Origin of the sequence: uncultured Blautia sp., assembly GCF_902497045.1 — a bacterium.
Lineage (GTDB): Bacteria > Bacillota > Clostridia > Lachnospirales > Lachnospiraceae > Blautia_A.
The window spans coordinates 1-3,538 of the sequence record NZ_CABVDF010000261.1; the positions used below are offsets into that span (position 1 = coordinate 1).

At 40.3% G+C, this 3,538-nt stretch carries 7 protein-coding genes and 1 pseudogene; all 8 read left to right on the forward strand.

Going from position 1 to position 3,538, the window contains the following annotated elements; genetic code table 11:
- Positions 1-355 precede the first annotated feature (355 nt).
- The 8 genes and pseudogenes from RDS42_RS13405 (at position 356) to RDS42_RS13440 (ending at position 3,479) form a co-directional block, all read left to right on the forward strand.
- Positions 356-712 (forward strand): hypothetical protein, encoded by a 357-nt coding sequence (locus tag RDS42_RS13405; RefSeq protein ID WP_308784094.1) that lies wholly within the window; start codon positions 356-358, stop codon positions 710-712.
- Positions 675-1,016, forward strand: a complete 342-nt coding sequence (locus RDS42_RS13410; RefSeq protein WP_308784095.1) for an arsenate reductase family protein — start codon at positions 675-677, stop codon at positions 1,014-1,016. The genes RDS42_RS13405 and RDS42_RS13410 overlap by 38 nt, the downstream gene beginning before the upstream one ends.
- Positions 1,017-1,020: 4 nt before the next feature.
- A pseudogene (locus tag RDS42_RS14960) lies at positions 1,021-1,196 on the forward strand (DUF188 domain-containing protein); the annotation flags it as partial.
- The gene (locus RDS42_RS13420; RefSeq protein WP_308784096.1) at positions 1,196-1,729 is read left to right on the forward strand and encodes an O-acetyl-ADP-ribose deacetylase; all 534 of its coding nucleotides are present in this window, start codon (positions 1,196-1,198) and stop codon (positions 1,727-1,729) included. The pseudogene RDS42_RS14960 and the gene RDS42_RS13420, both read left to right, overlap by 1 nt.
- Before the next feature lie 8 nt (positions 1,730-1,737).
- On the forward strand, positions 1,738-2,163 hold the full coding sequence (locus RDS42_RS13425) for a rhodanese-like domain-containing protein (protein ID WP_308784097.1): 426 nt from the start codon (positions 1,738-1,740) through the stop codon (positions 2,161-2,163).
- A 39-nt stretch (positions 2,164-2,202) separates the two neighbouring features.
- A complete protein-coding gene (locus RDS42_RS13430; RefSeq protein WP_308784098.1) occupies positions 2,203-2,544 on the forward strand; it encodes an MmcQ/YjbR family DNA-binding protein in 342 nt (113 codons plus the stop codon).
- Between the two features lie 152 nt (positions 2,545-2,696).
- Positions 2,697-3,107 (forward strand): peptide deformylase, encoded by a 411-nt coding sequence (locus RDS42_RS13435; protein WP_308784099.1) that lies wholly within the window; start codon positions 2,697-2,699, stop codon positions 3,105-3,107.
- A gap of 141 nt (positions 3,108-3,248) precedes the next feature.
- Positions 3,249-3,479, forward strand: a complete 231-nt coding sequence (locus tag RDS42_RS13440) for a DUF2200 family protein (protein WP_308784100.1) — start codon at positions 3,249-3,251, stop codon at positions 3,477-3,479.
- Positions 3,480-3,538: the final 59 nt, after the last annotated feature.

Genomic DNA, 3,538 nt, shown 5'->3' on the forward strand with positions numbered 1-3,538 from the left:
GGTTACTATGCATAATAAATTTACATTATCAGTAGTCAAAACACCGTAGATAACCAGTCTCAAATACGGTATTATATAGGCAATTAAATCAGTTCAATTTTATATAGTTTATCATTCTCGAATATTTGGAGGATGGTAGCCATGTTCTTCAAAATGAAGTGACAACAAGGTGCCCACCAAGTATTAGCTGCAGCAAATAACCAGCTGATATTGTATACTTATCTAAGGTATATATGTGGGCTACAGAAATCATAATAACTAATTATTGCTAAATCAGGAGAAGTTATTTATACTAGAATTAAGGATGAAGATGGGGGGAAAGAGTGACGGTATATGAAGCAGCCTGATTCTCTGGATGTCGGAACACAGATGGACGTTGCGAGACATCGACTCTGTCTTAAAGTGCGCCATAAAAAACTATAATGAACTGGTGACAGTTGTTGGTAATCTTTTGGATGCCACTGTTGGATCTGTTCTTCTGATTGATAGCAACTGGAAGGTAGATGCGGAGTATGGCAGACAGTTTCTGGCAGAGAGCTGGGAAGAGACGATGCCGGCAACTGTTTTTGGTATTGAGAAATATCTTGGTTTCGACCCAATCAAGAGTGTGGAATCGAAGTTTGCCAAGAGGATTGTACAGAAGTTCGATACTGACACATTGGAGAATAAGAGATATGAACATACAGATTTTTGGTACGACAAAGTGCTTTGACACAAAGAAAGCCCAGCGCTATTTTAAGGAAAGAAATATTAAGGTGCAGTTCATCAACCTGAAGGAGAAATCCATGAGCAAGGGTGAATTGACAGCTGTCATGCAGGCTGTTGGAGGCGTGGACAAGCTGATTAATCCAAAGGCAAAGGATAAGGATACGCTGGTGCTAATCACATATATTGCAGATGAAGATAAGTTTGAGAAACTGCTGGAGAATCAGCAGATACTGCTTACGCCGATTGTTCGCAATGGAAAACAGGCAACGGCAGGGTATCAGCCTGACATCTGGAAGAATTGGAAGTGATAAATTGAAGATATTTGTAGATGCAGATGCCTGTTCGGTTGTAAAGATTGTGGAGCAGGTGGTGAAAAAGTATGGAATACCATGTACATTGTTTTGTCCCTGATTAAAAAAGGTGATATCTGTGTAACTCAGGACTATGGTGTTGCTGCAATGATTTTGGGCAAAGGAGCAGTGACGATATGAAAATACAAATCGTACAGGGCGATATTACGAAACAAACGAATGTAGAAGCAATTGTAAATGCGGCAAATACCAGTCTTCTTGGTGGCGGCGGTGTGGATGGAGCGATCCACCGGGCAGCCGGATCGGAATTACTGAAGGAATGTAGAAATCTACATGGATGTAATACCGGTGAGGCTAAAATTACCGATGCTTATAACCTGCCATGCAAATATGTCATCCATACGGTAGGGCCGATTTATTGCGGCGGAAATCATGGCGAAGCCAAGCTGCTTGCCAATGCCTATCATAATTCCATGCAGGTAGCATTGGAGCATGGAATCCGTACCATGGCATTTCCATCAATTTCTACGGGGGTCTACAGTTACCCGCTGGAAGAAGCTGCAGAAATTGCAGTAAAAACTGTAAAAGATTTTTATACGGAACATCAGGAGGCATTTGATTATGTTCGCTTTGTGCTTTTTGATGATAGGGCACGGAAAGCTTATGATGATGTACTTATGAAATTCAGTAATATATTGGATATAGAATAGGAGGACAGATGAAAGTAACAAAGATCTTAATTGCTGCAACATTATCCTGCTTGTTGTTTGCCGGATGCAGCGCAACAGATACGGGGAGGAAAGAAGGTGCGACGATGGAGAAGGCTGCCTATCAGCAGGTATCCATGGAAGAAGCAATGGAACTGATGAAAACAGAAGAGAACTATATCATCCTGGATGTTCGCAGACAGGAGGAATACGACGAGAAACATATTCCCGGTGCAATTCTGGTGCCAAACGAGACTATCGGAACGAAAGACATACCGGAACTTCCGGATAAAGCCCAGATGATTCTTGTGTATTGCAGAAGTGGAAACCGGAGCAAACAGGCGGCGGAGAAGCTGGCAGCACTTGGTTATACAAACATTATTGAGTTTGGTGGAATCAATGACTGGCCGGGAGAAGTGGAAACATCAGAAAAATAAGCATGCTAAAATGAGTTTTGGGAAAGAAGGTGGGCAATCTTGAACAAAAGACAAGAAGTATTGGATTATGGCATTACATTTCCAGATGCTTATATTGACACTCCTTTTCATGATGATAATTGGGTACTGCTCAGATACAGAGGAAATAAAAAAGCATTTGCATGGACCTATGAAAAAGATGGTTTTATGTGGGTGAATGTAAAGGTGGATCCGGAGTGGCGTGATCTGTGGAGAAATACATACGATGCAGTTATTCCGGGATATCATCAAAACAAAATACATTGGAACTCAATTAAACTTGATGACAGCATACCTGATGCTGAAGTGAAAAGAATGATTGCAGAGAGTTATGATTTGATCATTGGTAAAAGAAAATCTTAATTTAATGGATAACTGGATTATACAGCTTATTTGAAAATTCCAGTTTTTTTGTTCAATTTGGTTTATGATAGGATATCATTACTAAAAAGTGTGCAGACAGAATATGAAGTGCGGGGAAGTAATTAATTACATAAAGAGATAGGAGAATTATAATGATAAAGGAAATTGTGAGGGATATTTTCTTCTTGGGACAACCATCCCAGCCAGCTACAGAAGCAGATATTCAAGTGGGCAAGGACTTGCAGGATACACTGCAGGCTAACCGGGAACGGTGCGTGGGCATGGCGGCAAATATGATTGGTGTAAAGAAGAACATCATTATTGTGAATATGGGATTTATAGATGTTGTAATGTTTAATCCAGTGATTATTTCTAAAAGCGGCATGTATGAAACAGAAGAGGGATGTTTGTCTTTAGATGGTGTTCGTAAGACAATCAGATACCAGGAAATAGAAGTGGAGTATTATGATTTTAACTGGAAAAAACAACGACAGAAACTGTCCGGTTGGACGGCGCAGATCTGTCAGCATGAAATAGATCATTTATCAGGAAAGATTATATAACTGTGAGTTTGATTCCTGTACAGAACGTTGTGAAATAAAATTGTGATCTTTATGCTGTAAATCCAAAGAAGGAGCTTGGGAAAGCGAGGAAAAAATATATGTGGAAATGTCCTGTATGCGGAAGAGCGTATCTCATGGAGCATGCCGACGTTTCGGAAGAGGCATAACATTCTTCATTTTGCAGCTGCGAAGAAACATATTGGTTTGTATCCGGGACCGGCAGCAGTTGAGGCGTTTATAGACAGTGAGATCACATATGGTGATTTCTTTCGACAGGCCCCGGAAATGAATCCGAACCGGGAAAAGATTACAGGTGTAGTATGTGGGGTTCGTGTTGAAAATATTGAAGATCCGCTGATGCGTGAAATATAGAAACTTCAGATTTCATTTTCATCAAAAATAGTGAAATACAGAATCCTATTTCTACATAG